This is a genomic window from Pseudoalteromonas agarivorans (genome assembly GCF_024518735.1).
Taxonomy (GTDB): domain Bacteria; phylum Pseudomonadota; class Gammaproteobacteria; order Enterobacterales; family Alteromonadaceae; genus Pseudoalteromonas; species Pseudoalteromonas atlantica.
The window spans coordinates 159871-173393 of sequence record NZ_JANIGJ010000004.1; the positions used below are offsets into that span (position 1 = coordinate 159871).

Annotated in this window: 9 protein-coding genes; 2 read left to right on the forward strand and 7 right to left on the reverse strand. The window is 37.0% G+C overall.

Annotated features, from left to right (window positions below; all coding sequences use genetic code 11):
- Positions 1 to 38 precede the first annotated feature (38 nt).
- The gene (locus NQT65_RS09240; protein WP_256851027.1) at positions 39 to 443 is read left to right on the forward strand and encodes a MerR family transcriptional regulator; all 405 of its coding nucleotides are present in this window, start codon (positions 39 to 41) and stop codon (positions 441 to 443) included.
- Between the two features lie 34 nt (positions 444 to 477).
- Here NQT65_RS09240 and NQT65_RS09245 read toward each other — a convergent pair whose 3' ends face one another.
- The 6 genes from NQT65_RS09245 to NQT65_RS09270 all read right to left on the reverse strand — a co-directional run bounded on the left by NQT65_RS09245 (position 478) and on the right by NQT65_RS09270 (position 9654).
- On the reverse strand, positions 478 to 840 hold the full coding sequence (locus tag NQT65_RS09245; RefSeq protein WP_256851028.1) for a DUF7674 family protein: 363 nt from the start codon (positions 838 to 840) through the stop codon (positions 478 to 480).
- Positions 840 to 1391 carry a GNAT family N-acetyltransferase gene (locus NQT65_RS09250; RefSeq protein WP_256851029.1) on the reverse strand — a complete coding sequence of 184 codons (552 nt, stop codon included), beginning with the start codon at positions 1389 to 1391 and terminating at the stop codon, positions 840 to 842. The genes NQT65_RS09245 and NQT65_RS09250 overlap by 1 nt, the downstream gene beginning before the upstream one ends.
- A gap of 43 nt (positions 1392 to 1434) precedes the next feature.
- Positions 1435 to 2901, reverse strand: coding sequence for a DNA recombination protein RmuC (locus NQT65_RS09255; protein WP_256851030.1), 1467 nt, complete (start codon positions 2899 to 2901; stop codon positions 1435 to 1437).
- A gap of 956 nt (positions 2902 to 3857) precedes the next feature.
- Positions 3858 to 7001: a DEAD/DEAH box helicase gene (locus NQT65_RS09260; RefSeq protein WP_256851031.1), complete on the reverse strand. Its 3144-nt coding sequence runs from the start codon at positions 6999 to 7001 to the stop codon at positions 3858 to 3860.
- Positions 7002 to 7437: 436 nt separating this feature from the next.
- On the reverse strand, positions 7438 to 8400 hold the full coding sequence (locus NQT65_RS09265; RefSeq protein WP_029771890.1) for a hypothetical protein: 963 nt from the start codon (positions 8398 to 8400) through the stop codon (positions 7438 to 7440).
- A gap of 15 nt (positions 8401 to 8415) precedes the next feature.
- A complete protein-coding gene (locus NQT65_RS09270; protein ID WP_004586301.1) occupies positions 8416 to 9654 on the reverse strand; it encodes an AAA family ATPase in 1239 nt (412 codons plus the stop codon).
- 774 nt (positions 9655 to 10428) lie between these two features.
- Between NQT65_RS09270 and NQT65_RS09275 the strand changes: the two genes are divergently transcribed.
- Entirely contained in the window at positions 10429 to 11643 is a 1215-nt protein-coding gene (locus NQT65_RS09275; protein ID WP_004586302.1) for a hypothetical protein, read from the forward strand.
- Between the two features lie 62 nt (positions 11644 to 11705).
- Here the strand turns inward: NQT65_RS09275 and NQT65_RS09280 are convergent, their stop codons facing one another.
- Entirely contained in the window at positions 11706 to 12581 is an 876-nt protein-coding gene (locus tag NQT65_RS09280; protein WP_126009677.1) for a DNA replication terminus site-binding protein, read from the reverse strand.
- Positions 12582 to 13523 lie beyond the last annotated feature (942 nt).

Here is a 13523-nt window from a genome sequence, read left to right on the forward strand (position 1 = left end):
CTTTAAGGTCAACCCGCTTTTTTATAGTAGAGGCAATAATGAAAATAGGTGAACTAGCTAAGCACTCGGGTATTGCAGCAAGCACCATACGGTATTACGAAAGTATAGGGCTGCTGCCACACGGTACGCGAAATAACAACGGGTATAGGCAATACGACAAAGCCAGTGTAGAGCAGCTTAAAATGATTAAGTTTGCACAAAGTTTAGGGTTTTCGCTTGAAGAAATCCCCTCCCTGCGTAAGCCTAATGAGGAGCTAGATCACACCGCCATTATTGAGCGCCTTGGTGAAAAACAACATGAAGCTAATGCACTAATTGAGCAGCTACAGCGAAAGTCAGAGCGTATTGGTAATTTAATTACACTGCTTAATGCAAGCTGGTCTAATGGAGAGTGTATTGGCGATGAAAAAATAAATGAGTTATTGAATGAGGTGGAGTATTAAAGGCGTAAGCGAGTACATGTGAGCTTTAGTTGTATTAGTTTTGCGGCGCTTTACCATGAAAATTGATATAAAGCTTTTGTAAGTTGGCAGGCACTAGAGGCCAACCAACCGCAATAGTATGAGAACTTGCGCTCCAAAATAATGTTTCTACGTAATATACGTCTATGTATTCAATTACTTTTGCCTCAGCGTTTACTAGCTTTTCAGCCATAAAACTTAAATAACGCTGGGCTTGCTCCACATAGCCAAGAGCAAAAGCGTGTATTGTGGCTTTAGAAAACGCCTCCATTTTAAACGTGGTTTCATCTTTATCATATATGCTCAGCAACGCTTTAACTTCAGGGAATTGAGCATTAATTTCGTGCAATAAGTTATAAATTACAACATCAGTTTTCATCACTTGAACTCCGCGCTTAAAAGTCCAAAGCATTTTAGGTCGTGAAATTGCCCTTTCCAAAAACCACTTTGTCGCCTTATGCCTTCCTCACAAAAGCCAAGCTTTATTAAAAGCGCCTCTGATGCGTTATTTCCTGGGACTGTGTCGGCTTGTATTCGATTTATAGCACCGCAACTTAGCAATCCATCAAAGGCAGCTTTTATAATCATATGAATAGCCTCAAAAGCATAGCCTGTACCCCAATACTGGCTATTAAGGTCGTAACCAATAAATGCGTGCTTCATTGGTACTGACCAACTATTAAAACCGCAAGTACCTATTAACTCATCAGTATTTTTTAAACGGATAGCCCAGCGGATCCCTTCTCCATTTTTATACCGAATATTGAAAAATTCGATTAACTTATCGGCCTGAGAAACTTGAGTAAAGGGCGCCAGATCATAGTATTTAGTAACACCTTGGTCTGAAAAAAGAGCAAAAATAGCGTCTCTATCCTCATAATTTATAGGGGTTAACGCTAACCTTTGCGAACTAAGTAAGGGAAAAACCATTAACCTTCCTTTTAATGTATAAAACAGTAGAGATAAATCGAACTTAATCCAGCTCTAATTGGGCTTTTTCTACGCTTTCGTTTGGTAACTCTTTTTGAACCGATACACCTAGCTCTTTAAATTCTGAAGCTTGTTTAATTAAGTTACCTTTACCACGGTAAAGCTGTGAAAAGGCTTTATCGTAGCTTTCTTTTGCGCGGTCTAGTTGCTTGCCAACACCTTCCATACTCGTTAAAAAGCCATTGAGCTTGTTGTAAAAGCGCTCTGCACGATTCGCCAGCTCTTTAGAGTATTTAGTTTGCTCTTCAAAGCGCCACAGCTGTTTAACAATATTAAGGCTTGTAAGCAGAGTAGTTGGTGTAGCAACTAAAATGTTTTTTTCGATAGCTTGTTGGTAAATATCGCTTTGATATTTAAGCGCCTCTACAAATGCAGATTCTATAGGCACAAACATAATAACTACTTCAGGCGAATTTATACCTGGGAGACGATCGTACGATTTACTGGCAAGCTCGTTAATACGCGCGGTAACTGCATTTACATGCTCTTTAATTGCTTGGCTAGCCTCTAGCTCGTTTTCGGCATTAACGTAGCGGGTATAAGCATTTAGCGATGTTTTAGCGTCAATCACTAAGTGGCGGCCCTGAGGTAAATACACCACTACGTCGGGGCGCAGTCGACCGTCTTCGGTATTAAACGATACTTCGCGTTTGTAGTCGGTACCCGCGCGCAGGCCTGCGCTGTCGAGTACGTTTTCGAGCATCAGTTCACCCCAATTACCTTGGGTCTTTTTTTGCCCTTGTAAGGCATTACTAAGTTTATCGGCTTGCTCGGTAATAGCTTGGCTTTTAGCTTGCAAGTGCAGTAGCTCAGTTTTAAGGGCAGCACGTTGTTTTAAGTCTTCAACGTGAATCGATTCCATTTTATCTCTAAAGCCTTTTAGCTCCCCTTGAACTGGCTTTAATAGTTGCTCAATGCTTTCTTGATTTAGGCTTTTAAAGCTTTGCGATTTTTCTTCTAAAATTTTATTAGCTAGGTTTTCAAACTCTTTTTTAAGCACATTTTTGCTTTGCTCTATTTGTGCAAGCTGCTCGGTAAAGTTTTGCTGCTTTTGCTCAAGCGTAGTTCGCATATTATTAAGCTCAATATCGCGCTGGTTATATTGCTCTCGCAAGGCACTAAGTTCGCCTTCGGCTTTACGCCAAAAATGGTTGTATTGAACACTTTGTTTTTCTTGCTCGCTAAAGCGAGTTTTAAAATGCTGCGCTTCATCGCGTTGCTCTTGATGTGATTGCTCGAGCAGCTCGTGCTCATCTAATAAGGCGGTGTATTGCAGCTGTTTATTGTCGTACTGGCTTTGTAATAACGATAACTGTTGCTGTTGCTCGCTAATGTGTTGTTTTAATTTATTACGAGAAGGGAGCGACACTAGGCCATATAGTACGAGCCCTGTTGCAAGCCCTGCGCTGGCACTTAACCAATCTATATGCGTTAATAACTGAGTAAACATAAAATAAACTTATAAAATTTAGAGACATGCCATCATAACGAATAAAGGTAGTGGGGGGTAGGGCGTAACATTTACTAAAGGCATAAAAAAAGCCAGCTAAAAGGGCTGGCTCAATCATTACTAAATTTAGTAACCAATCAGGGAAATCAACATGAAGCTTGTGATAACTGCAATTAATCAACAAGCGTAATAGTAGACGCCACACATTAAATTAAGTTCACATAAAAATATAAATAATTATAAAAACTAAAATGTGGGCATAAAAAAAGCCAGCTAAAAAAGGAGCTGGCTCAATCATTACTAAAATTAGTAATTAAACGGGGTAAATCAACATGAAGCTTGTGTTAACTGCAATTAATCAACAAGCATAATAGTAGACGCCGCACACTAAATTAAGTTCACATAAAAATATAAATAATTTAAAAATTAAAATGTGGGCATAAAAAAAGCCAGCTTAAAAGGAGCTGGCTCAATCATTACTAAATTTAGTAACCAATCAGGGAAATCAACATGAAGCTTGTGATAACTGCAATTATTCAACAAGTATAATAGTAGACGCACCCTTTTAAATTTAGTTCAAACAATTTATAAAAAATGTAATTTAAGGTGTTAATTACAGGCATAAAAAAAGCCAGCTAAAAGGGCTGGCTCAATCATTACTAAATTTAGTAACCAATCAGGGAAATCAACATGAAGCTTGTGATAACTGCAATTATTCAACAAGTATAATAGTAGACGCGTGTTTTTAAATTTAGTTCAAACTATTTATAAAAAATGCAATTTAAGGTGTTAATTACAGGCATAAAAAAAGCCAGCTAAAAGGGCTGGCTCAATCATTACTAAATTTAGTAACCAAACAGGGAAATCAACATGAAGCTTGTGATAACTGCAATTATTCAACAAGCAATATAATAGACGCCATTTGGTTAAATTAGTTCACATGCTAAGTAAAAAAATTAGCTTTTTATAAGCGATAACATTTGCTGCTCATCAAACGAAGTAAAGCTCATTGATTTATCGGTAAATAATGCATCAACAAGCGCTTGCTTATCTTGCTGCATTTTAAATACCTTTTGCTCAATTGAGTTACTCATAATTAATTTATAAACAAACACTGGATTTGTTTGGCCAATACGATAAGCACGATCGGTGGCTTGTTTTTCAACAGCCGGGTTCCACCATGGGTCAAAGTGAATAACGGTATCGGCTTGAGTTAAGTTAAGCCCAGTGCCGCCTGCTTTTAAACTGATTAAAAACACCGAGGTTTTGCCACTGGTAAATTCGTCAATAACTTTGTCGCGATGGCGCGTTTGCCCAGTTAGCATACTAAAATTAATATTTATGTTGTTTAAACGCTCTGCAATTAAATCGAGCGCAGAGGTAAATTGACTAAAAATAATCACTTTACGACCAAGGCTTAGCATTAACGGCAAATGCGTAGTTAGCCATTCTAATTTTGCTGAACCAGCTTGTGTTTCTGGCTCAATTAATTTTGGATGACAACAAATTTGCCTTAGCTTTAGCAGCGCTTCTAAAAATGCGAGCTTACTTTTTTGTGCGCCTTGCTCAGCAAATAAGTCGATGAGCTTTTCTTCTAGGGCGCGCGTAATACCTTGGTACATATCTTTTTGTTTAGGTTCAAACTCAAACTCTTTTAACAGCTCTGTTTTTTGTGGCAGCTCTTGAGCTACCTGCGCTTTTGTGCGGCGTAATATAAACGGCATAATAAGCGCTTTTAGTTGCTCAGCTCGCTCTGAATCGGCTTCGCGCTCAATAGGTGTTTGAAAGTGCTGTTTAAAGTGGGCTTGCGAGCCAAGTAATGAAGGCATTGCAAAGTCGAGTAACGACTTAAGCTCAAACAAATTATTTTCGATAGGCGTGCCGCTTAAACATAACTTAAAGTCGGCATTTAAACGCTTAACTAAGCGCGAGACTTGTGCAGTATCGTTTTTAATATATTGCGCTTCGTCTAAAATAATATTTTCAAAATAAAGTGGCGAGTAGTAAGCAATATCACGCTTTAATAATGGGTAAGTAGTTAAAATACACTGCGCTTGCGCTAAATGTTGTAAAGGCTCATTACGTTGCGAGCCAAAAATAGTGGTTACTTTAAGACTTTTAGCAAATTTGGTTATTTCGTTTTGCCAATTACTTACCAAACTTGTAGGGCACACTATAAGGGTCGGGCCCGCTTGCGGGCGATTAAAACTGCTGGCCAAAAAGGCAATAACTTGCAGCGTTTTACCAAGTCCCATGTCATCAGCTAGTATGCCGCCTAATTGGTGGCGCTTTAAAAAACTAAGCCAATCAACGCCTTGTTGCTGGTATTCACGTAGTGTTACCGAGTCATTTAAACCGTGTAAGGGCACCACTGGCATTGCCTGCTCGGTGTTGTTTAACTCATCAAGATAACGCTCCAATGAGTCATCATGAAGGTCTATAGTAACTGCGGTATGCTTTACCAGCTCAGGTAAATAAGAAAGCGGGATATTAAATTCATCGCGTGTTTTAACAAATTCAAAACGTTGTTTAAATTCGGTCAGTAAATTAATGGCGGCTTTACTAATAACACCAAATTGACGCCCAACGGGGTAGTAATAAAACAGCTCACTTTGACGATTTAACGATTGATACGTGGCATCATCGGTATTAAAAAGTACAGCGGCTTTGGCATCACTTAATTGCACTTTACAATGCATTTGGTGACCTGCAGCACGGTTTACGTCGAGTGTAACGTGCCCTTGGGGGTCGGCTACATTTACTTTAGTTTGAGTTACCTGCCAGCCACGCTTTTTAAAGCCAGGGAATACTTCGTAAACAAGCCAATGTAAATGTATAGGTGATTGTTTATTAAATATAAACTCACTTTGTAAACCCCCTTTACAAAACTCAAAACCTAAATTTACTAACTCATTTGTTACTGTGTTTTCAAATGCACTATTTATTAAACTCGCGGGTGCTGTCCCCGCCAAATAATTTTTATTTTTATATTTAAACAATAGCGAAACTTTAAGCCCTTGCTCATCCATAGTGGCTTTTAAAACAGCATTACCAAGTTGCTTAACATTGACTTGCTCGTTATTCGGATGCGGAATAACACCGGCACCAAAATTATCGGCAAGTTGTTTATAAATGCGATCAAAATTAGCATCGTGCAGTGCGGGAATAGATTGTAAATGTGCTATTTCGTCGGCGCTAAGCTGTGTTCTGATGCGGCCTACTTTAAAGTGATCGAGGTCTAAATAAGCAGGCGGCGTGGTTTTTATCAATGCCCAATTTTTACTGTGTTCAAGCTCAATAATTAATTGCGATAACTCGTTTTGTTGCTGCCAATTAAAGTTAAGCGATTGCCCAGTTTGCGCTTTAATAGCAACACGAGAGCGTTGTAAAAATAAACGGTCGGTAGCAATTAATTGTTGTAGAGCGCTAAAGCCCCATTGACCTTTTAGCTCTAAATTACCTACTGCATTTTGTGAGCGAATCCAACTAAAGAGTCTAAAGTCACTTTCGAGCAAATCGTTTGGTGTTACAAAGCTATTTAATTGTTGCTCAGTTAAATTGCGCCCGAGCGTGTAATTATTATTTTTGTCGTAATTGGCAATTTTTGGCGTTAAAAATACTTTATTGTTTTCAATGTCTAATACAAATAAAAGAACTTGCGAAGGGGCTTTAGCATCAACACTTTTAAGTGCTGTCAGTTCACTAAACCAATCGTTAATAAAGTAGTCTTCTCCGTATTCACCTGAGTGCTCTATTTTAAGTTTAAATAATACAGCGGCTAAGTGCCTACATTTGGTTTTAGCATTACAGGTACAATGCGTATCAACAGAGTAACCAGTAGGTACTTTACTGATCTCAATGCGTTGGTTAAATGTTGATCCGGTGTCGCCTTGTACGGTTGAATCAATAACAGCAAAATCACTGCTGTGCTCTAACCAACTAATTTGGCCGTTTTTATAATACTCTTTGCCTTTATCGAGCACGTTGGGCCTAAACAGCTTTTTTATAAAGCGCTCAGAAAGAGGGAACAAGGTTGCCTGCTCATTTTTTATTTCTTCAAAAATAGCCAGTAAATCATTTTTTGATAAGTTAGCAGACATGTCACTCTAAGTATTAAATTTTTAAAATAATTCTGCCAGTATATTCTTTAACTGCGCACAGCAAAAGCAATATTAACGTTATATAAACTGGTTGGAGCTGCTAGGTTAGTAAAAAATCGGTTTATACGTACTTTATGGCACTTTATCTGCCAAAATGAGAATAGGTAAACAGCAAACACACATGTTACAAACAATTTATTAACAATGCAGGGGCTTTACAGATCAGTTTTTTACTAACAAATTAAGATCCAGCATCAAATAGTCGTAAAAACTAAATTCAGTTGGTAAAAATGTGATCTTTAGAGCAAAAATGAGGGATTTATAGGTTATAAATAGCAAAAAAGATCAGGATTTTACTAAGTAAAAAGCCCATCAGATCAGAATTTAACTAACCTAACAGGCTTTTAAGATCACTATTTTACTAAGTAATAAAGAGCTAATTAAACGCGCTTAAAAGCTTAGTAAGTTGTTCTAAGCGTTTGTCAGTCAACACTTTATTATCTATTTTAATAGATACGTCACCACTTTTTAAATTACGTTGTACGTTTATAAAGTTGTTTTCAAATACAGCTTCTCGTTTAGCAACCGCGCTAGGCTCGGTAGTTAAACGTTTAGTAATTGCCATAGCGCGCTTGTCGTCGCTTGTAATGGCGTTAATCTCATCGTCTGTATGTAATTCGCTAACTAGGGCGTTAAACGCCTGCTCGTCGCGCTCCTTTGCACTAACAAGCTTTTTAGCGACTTCTCTGCCTACGTGATTAGCCGTTGGGTAAAGTGAAATTACATCAGCGGGAATTTGCTCATACGCTTTAATGGCATCTGCAATTGCGGTGTGCGATACACCTTCAATAGCGGCAATTTCGCGATAAGAGCCTTTTTTACCTTGCTCAATAAGATCGTTTTTAGTTTGTTGATAAGCTTGCCCTAGTTCCCAAAGGCTTGGGGCTATGTACTGATCTGAAGATACAGCTAAAATTTTAGCGTCTTGATCGGTAAAATCAGGAGAGCTTAAAACTAAATAATCGGCATTACCTAAAATACATGCCTTTCGACGACGTGAACCGGCAAGTACTAAGTTAGTATTTCCCTGATCCCAAAGTAAAGCAGGGTGTTGATTACGTCCATCTTCACTGATTGCAGGTAAAATATCAGAAACCGACTTTTCGTTTAATAGCGCTTGTACACGGCGGTTTTTACCGTAAACCGTGGTGCTAGATTCAATATCTGCATGAGCAATAACTTTACACACTAAGGTTATTTCGCGTGTAGGGTCGCTTGGCGCAGGCATTCTTATTACATCACCAGCGCTTGCTTGCTCAAGTAATGCATCGAGGCTGCTATTGCCTACGGCAGTTGCAAATGGATCTAAGCGGGTGTCGTTTTTACGTTTTGTAGCCATTTTTATATAACATCCTTACTTAGTGTTGTTAAGTGATGATTGGGTTGACTCCCAATTAGAACGAATAAGCATTTCTAATTCGTCCACAACATCTTTAATATTTTCTTGCGCGCGCAATAAAGACTCGCGACTTGCTAAACTATCCGATGCTTTTTGATCAAATATGGTATTAAAAGACGATGAACTAGCCGTAATTGCCGAGCTGTGATTAATTGGGTAGCTCATTACTTGGCGGCCAAACGCACTACGTACATCTTTAACAATATCGCGCTGTGAATGATTACCCTTAACGTAATTGGTCACTAAAAACTGCATAAAGTCCCAACCTTCATGACCAAGTGCCGCTACTGTGTGGTAAATCTCACCTAAACGCTTTAAATATTTATTGTTAGCATCAAAATCTACAGCTTCTGGATGAACCGGAATAAGCATCGCCGTAGAGGCCATTAAAGCATTATAAAACATAAAGTTAAGTGTAGGAGCTGTGTCGATTAAAATAATATCGAATTCGTCTTTAACCGGCTCAATAACCTTTTCTAAAAGCTTATGATAATGACGTGTTTGTTCGTAATTAGAGGTGTCTTTTAAAAGTGTTGCTGTCTCGTGTTCAAAGTAAAAGTCATCCATACCTGAGGGTAAAACACGAATATTTGGAATATGCGTAGTCACAAAAGCACTAGAAACAAACTCTGGCCAGGTTTCGCCTTCGTCTAAATCAATACAATCACGCATTAAGTCGCCTACCGTAACAGGGTCGTGATCGTTAGAAGGGAAAAAGCTAGAAGACGAACCTTGAGGATCTAAATCAATAATACCAATACGATAACGTTTGATATTAGTCGTCGCCAATGCAGCAGCAATATTAACCATACTGGTTGTTTTACCACAGCCACCTTTAAGTGAATTAATAACAATAACTTGGAGTTTATCGTTAGCAGTGCGGTGATCTGGCTGAATATCCATGATATCGGCCATCGCAAAAATATTAACTAACGTGTACGCATAGTGCCCATTTGCACCACGCTTAATATTTAAATCATCAAAGTCACCATTGTCATGACGACGTTTTAAGGTACGATTATTACACCCTAATAAATCTGCTGCCGCTTTTTGGGTGTAAGTTCTTAATTCTTTTTCTTCTGATTTAAGATGAGCGCGATAGTGTTGTATGCGTCCTTTTAAAGATTTTTCAGCAACTTCGGCTGTTGCTTTTAAAAGCCGGTAAGTACTTAGCGCGTTATTATTGATAGACATACTTTCTTCCTCAAAGTTAGGCAGTTAGTATAATGTCCATTCAAATAGCTGTAAACAACTATTTAAGGCGACATGCATTTTAATAACAAGACATTTAAAAATATTTTTACACCTTTAAGATTGCTTAGTATAAATAAAGAAGTTTAAAGGTGGTTAAATATATAAGGTAATAAAGGTTAAGGGTGTATAATAGCTATATAACTATATGATATTTATAAATAATGTTAAAAAAAGCAGATCACCTTTATACGTGGTTAAGATCAGATCTTTATCTACATGCAGATCAGCTTTTTACTAAGCCTTATTTAAATATTAGAGTTATGCACAACTTACTCAATAAGTTATGTACAAAATGACTGTGTGAGATCAGTTTTTTACTAAGTAAATTATAAAGTTATACACTTAAGCTTACGAAGAACAAGGCGTTTAATTGGTATAGATCTGATCTGTAGTAAGTACAGATCAGATCTATGCTAACTCGAAGTACTGTTATCCACAGCAGGTATTTATTTTACTAACGTTTGTCGTGTAAAAAGTTTAAAAATAGCGCTTTTAATGGACAAAAAATAAATTGAGTTAGTAAAAATTTAGCTTGAGAAGCTTATCTTAGTAAAATAGTGATCTGAAATTAAGCTTATCACTCACTACTTAGTATAATAATGATCCGTTACGTTTATTTATACTCGGATCAGTTTTATACTAACTTAAACATTTAACTTTTGTTGCTTAATGTGTTGTTATTAGCTGTCGCAATAAAAAATGGAAATCAGAACAATGAGCCGAAAGGTCAACATCTCGGTAGATAACTTGCCCGATACACTTAGGGGCCAAATACACGGGGTGGAAAGTGCAATAGATAACGAAAGTTTAGCACTATTTACAGATAACAAAGATGTGCGAATTTCTATCGAAAATGCCGCTCATGGGTTACGTGCTTATTCAAACACGTTTAACCACTATGATTTATGGGGGCGTTTTGTACGTTCTGGGCATAAAAAATTGCCATTGGAAGAAGCACCTAAAAAAACAATTATTACGCGTAAAATATCCGAAAAAGTGGATGGTATTTTATATGACGGCGAAATAAAAATTACACCGGCCGTTGTAAGCACGCGTAAAGATGGCGAAGACGTAGAATATTTAGTGTGGCCATCGGATAGAGAAGAAAAAGTTGAGCGCGCGTTAATTCGCCTTGCATCGAAAGGTAAAATCGTAAAAATCAATTTTAAGTCCGGTATTCAATATGCCGTGGTTTTTTCCATGAACGAATTAGCCCAAGAACTTAAAGCGGTTGGCCAATCAATGCCATACCCACAAATTAAAGAATCATTGGAAGCACTTCAAGGTTCTAAACTTTCATTTAAATACTCGGCTACTGATACTAAAAATACAGATATTGATGATTCTTTTTATGAGTCAAATATGAACTTTTTATCATCTCTTCATTTTAGTGGTAAAAAAGGCCAAGGTGGCAACGTAAAATGTGTTGCATGTTTAAATGCATTTGTTCATAACATGATTGATAACCTTGAATACAAAGGGTATTACTTTAACAGTGCGCAAGAGTTAAAACGTGGTTTATCGCGTTGGATGATGCTGCGTTTATACCACCTTTGGCGTTATGCCGCGCCTGGTAAAACGTATCATTTTAGATTGCTATCTATTATGGAAAAATACGGCTCAATTTATTCAACCGACGATATCACAGAAAACAAATTAAAAGCATTACGCCGTGATATGACCACAACAATGAAAGACTTGATTGAAAAAGGGGCTATTTCAGAATACAGCATTACTAATGTAAAAGATGATAAAACCGGTAATATTATTGATTACACCTATGAAATGCATCCTTCTGATCAGTTTTGTGATGAGATACTCACGCTCAATAAGCACAATAAGCGTATTGAGATTCAAGGTGGTAAACGAATTGTCGAAAATGCAGTTTTAATTGATGAAGATAAAATAGAAGAAATAGTCGAAAAATAATAACGGTTAAAATAATAGACTACTTACCAAAAAGGCCGCACTATGTGGCCTTTTTAACATAATTATTTATCTACTTGTTCTAAGTAAAGTCTATCCACTAAAAAGTCATACTCTTTTTTTCTCGGGTGAGACTCTGGTTTTTGATAATCTGGCAAAGTACCTAACTTAACATCGGGCTGTGGGTTAATTAAAATAAACGGCAATGCAGCACTTACGTGATACCTATTTTCTGCGGTATACCTAACATTAACTTGGGGACTTACTCGGGTAGGGCGGCGAATTCTTAACTTTTCTTTTTCACCTAAACTTGCCACTCGCATTTGCTCTTGTGCAACAAGGGACTGCCATTTTTGTTGGTCTATCATTCTTGGATTTCTATAACCTGCGGACTTATCGAGCATTTCAAGCGCCATTTTTTTAGTTAGAGTTTTAGTGGCATGCTTATGCATCCAAGTAAATCTCACTGAAAAAGGGGACTCACTTTGAAAATGAATTTTTCGATAGGCTGCAAGAGTAATTAAATTTGGAACCGCGTTATGAACAGCTTCAAATCGAGCATCGTTATTATCGATAGCCAAAACACACTCTTTAAAGGCAGCCTTAGCTTTATTAACTTGTTGTATTCGGCTAGTTAATGCTAGGACATCTGCATTTTTTAAAACCAAAAGCCCAGGATGACGCTTTAGTACTCTACTACTTAAACTTTCTTTTTTATAAATATCAGTAAATGAGTTTAAAATTGCCCTATGAGCAATTTCGCCGGTTAATTTTTTTACAGGAATTGACTCGGGAATAATATTTTCATCAACACTATTTATATCTGGTAGCTGATAATACTCAGCCTTTGAATATTCACAGACACGTAATTCATCAATCAATAACGATGTTAATTCATTCATTAAATCAAACTGACTTCTTATTTGTACTTTAGAAACCATAACTACCCTGAGAACACATCTTACTTATGTAATTATTAAGTTTAACCTTTTGCTCTGGCTTTTTAAAGTTTATTTATTTTACCTAAGCTAAGATCATCCTCAAATAAAATAAAGTATGATGTGTTCTTTAATGCTGTTTGCTTATGCTTGTGAGATTCGGTGCGTGAATATTTGCATATAACACAGAAAGAATTAGTGAACCCAGACGTGATCAATACACTTATGAGTATTTATCTAGATGGGGGAAATTGTTGTAACACAGGTAATTACCAGGGCGATGTATACTTTTATATATTATCGCTCTGTGTAAAATAGTTATTGAGCCTTTAGTTTAAGGCCAGAAATCAATTTTTTGTTTCGCCACTTTAGATAATGTTGGGCACTCATTGTATAATTGCTTATAAGTGATACTTGTAATACAGCGCTAGGCTCCTGTGATGGGGAAGGCTGCTCTGTTAAAATGAACTCTACTACAACTTAATATTTAAAGTAATCGTTCATACGACTGTTTTTAGTAGCCCTAATTAGAGTACTGGCATCGTCTAATAACCTGATCACAGCTGTACAGAATAAAGTGGACTTATTGTTATAGCCTTGCACAAACCCGATCTACATACCACACACTAAAGCTAATTCCTAGCTACTTGGTTAATTTAATTAAATTACCACTGTAAAGCTAAGGTTACATTTAACCGACTTTAAGTATGATGTGTTCCTAATAAAACTGTTAACTTTAAGGCTTTGAATTCAATTTGGTTTGGGATGGTTAAAAAAACGCCTTCATATATTTAACTTATTGTATTTAAATAAAAATAGTAAAATTAAAACACGCTTAAAACTAAGCATGAGCAGCCTTAAAATCACAAATAACCTTATATATATTTAACTCATAACAAATTAGTTGGTAAATAGTGAATATAGTCCTTGAACTTAGGGCCATGC

Coding starts and splice junctions, on each gene's coding strand:
- NQT65_RS09240 (WP_256851027.1), top strand. CDS start 39: ATGAAAATAGGTGAACTAGCTAAGCACTCGGGTATTGCAGCAAGCACC.
- NQT65_RS09245 (WP_256851028.1), bottom strand. CDS start 840: ATGAAAACTGATGTTGTAATTTATAACTTATTGCACGAAATTAATGCT.
- NQT65_RS09250 (WP_256851029.1), bottom strand. CDS start 1,391: ATGGTTTTTCCCTTACTTAGTTCGCAAAGGTTAGCGTTAACCCCTATA.
- NQT65_RS09255 (WP_256851030.1), bottom strand. CDS start 2,901: ATGTTTACTCAGTTATTAACGCATATAGATTGGTTAAGTGCCAGCGCA.
- NQT65_RS09260 (WP_256851031.1), bottom strand. CDS start 7,001: ATGTCTGCTAACTTATCAAAAAATGATTTACTGGCTATTTTTGAAGAA.
- NQT65_RS09265 (WP_029771890.1), bottom strand. CDS start 8,400: ATGGCTACAAAACGTAAAAACGACACCCGCTTAGATCCATTTGCAACT.
- NQT65_RS09270 (WP_004586301.1), bottom strand. CDS start 9,654: ATGTCTATCAATAATAACGCGCTAAGTACTTACCGGCTTTTAAAAGCA.
- NQT65_RS09275 (WP_004586302.1), top strand. CDS start 10,429: ATGAGCCGAAAGGTCAACATCTCGGTAGATAACTTGCCCGATACACTT.
- NQT65_RS09280 (WP_126009677.1), bottom strand. CDS start 12,581: ATGGTTTCTAAAGTACAAATAAGAAGTCAGTTTGATTTAATGAATGAA.